The sequence below is a fragment of the Pseudomonas sp. S31 genome (assembly GCF_016648105.1).
In the GTDB taxonomy this organism is placed as follows: domain Bacteria; phylum Pseudomonadota; class Gammaproteobacteria; order Pseudomonadales; family Pseudomonadaceae; genus Aquipseudomonas.
The window spans coordinates 1-1,134 of sequence record NZ_JACVVE010000085.1 but is presented as its reverse complement, the minus strand read 5'-3'; the positions used below and the strand labels follow the sequence as shown (position 1 = coordinate 1,134).

The 1,134-nt window shown below is 57.1% G+C and carries 3 protein-coding genes; 1 reads left to right on the top strand and 2 read right to left on the bottom strand.

Annotated features, from left to right (window positions below):
* Window positions 1-387: 387 nt before the first annotated feature.
* Window positions 388-600, top strand: a complete 213-nt coding sequence (locus IAE37_RS28570; RefSeq protein ID WP_201178794.1) for a cold-shock protein — start codon at window positions 388-390, stop codon at window positions 598-600.
* A gap of 22 nt (window positions 601-622) precedes the next feature.
* Here the strand turns inward: IAE37_RS28570 and IAE37_RS28565 are convergent, their stop codons facing one another.
* Together IAE37_RS28565 and IAE37_RS28960 are read right to left on the bottom strand one after the other, a co-directional pair.
* Complete coding sequence (locus IAE37_RS28565; RefSeq protein ID WP_201178793.1) at window positions 623-895, bottom strand: GNAT family N-acetyltransferase; 273 nt, start codon at window positions 893-895, stop codon at window positions 623-625.
* Between the two features lie 24 nt (window positions 896-919).
* On the bottom strand, window positions 920-1,134 hold a 215-nt coding region (locus IAE37_RS28960), incomplete at its 5' end, for a hypothetical protein (RefSeq protein ID WP_236410227.1).

The following is a 1,134-nucleotide window of genomic DNA, read 5'->3' as shown; positions in this document are numbered from 1 at the left end:
ACCATCGCCCTTAATGCTGGGGTTCGGAAGGTGAGTTCGCCGGACGCTTACCCATGATTGGAAAAGCGCGATGAATCAATTTGCGATTCTGTACGGAGATCGCTTTATCAGGCCGACCTGGTGAGAATCAGGGCCTGCCTGACGGCAGGCCCTTTCCGGCCCGCACACAAAAAATCTGACAGTCCCCATCGACTGTTCCCTACTTAGTCCCCACTTGATCCCAACTTGATCCCGACTTGGTCCCGACTTGGTCCCGACTTGGTCCCTGAGGCTCGCACAGTAGACCAACCCACCTGGCAAAACTGCCAGTAGCCCCCCTCCAACCCAAGCTGCATCATCCTCCTCATGGCCATGTGAATTTCAATGCCCGACACGAGGACCATCCCCATGACCACACTCCAATTCGGCACTGTCAAATGGTTCAGCGACAAAAAACGCTACGGCTTCATAACCCGTGAAACCGGCCCGGATCTTTTCGTGCATTTCAACTCCATCCTGGGAAACGGCCACAAAACCCTCAAGGAAGGTCAAAAGGTCGCTTTCGCTGCGGTAGAAGGGCGCAAAGGCATGCAAGCCGATGAAGTCAGAATCGTGGAGTAACTCATCCCGCCCAGCCGCCCCCCTATAGCTCAACCCTCATCACAACCGTCCGCTCATTCCTATGAAACTCATACCGCACAGTTTCATACCCCATCTTCTCGTAGAACCCCACCGCCGTAATCGATGAAGGCACCGACAAACTCCGCAATCCCTGGCTCCAGGCTACCGCATGCAAAATGCCCATCATCACCTTGCTCACGCCACGCTTCTGGAAAGTGGGCCGAACGAACACGCTCCGCACCACACTGATGCCGGGCGCATCCTTGGGAGTTGCCAGGCGGATCTGATAGGTCATGGAGAAAAACCTCGTGCGTGGGGTTCATGAAGGGTAGTGGTTCGCGGCTATTTCGATTTCGTCCAGGAGGCTTCGGACCATGGCGCTGATGTGGGAAGACGCGTTGCGCAGGGTTGGGTTCGAGGTTCTGACGGCGCGGCAGTCCAGGTGGCGGGCGCAGTTCATGAGCTTGGTGGCTTCTGCTGCGGCGCGGGGGCGGTCGAGGATGGGGTTGGCGGTGAACAGGGGTGGAATTTGGG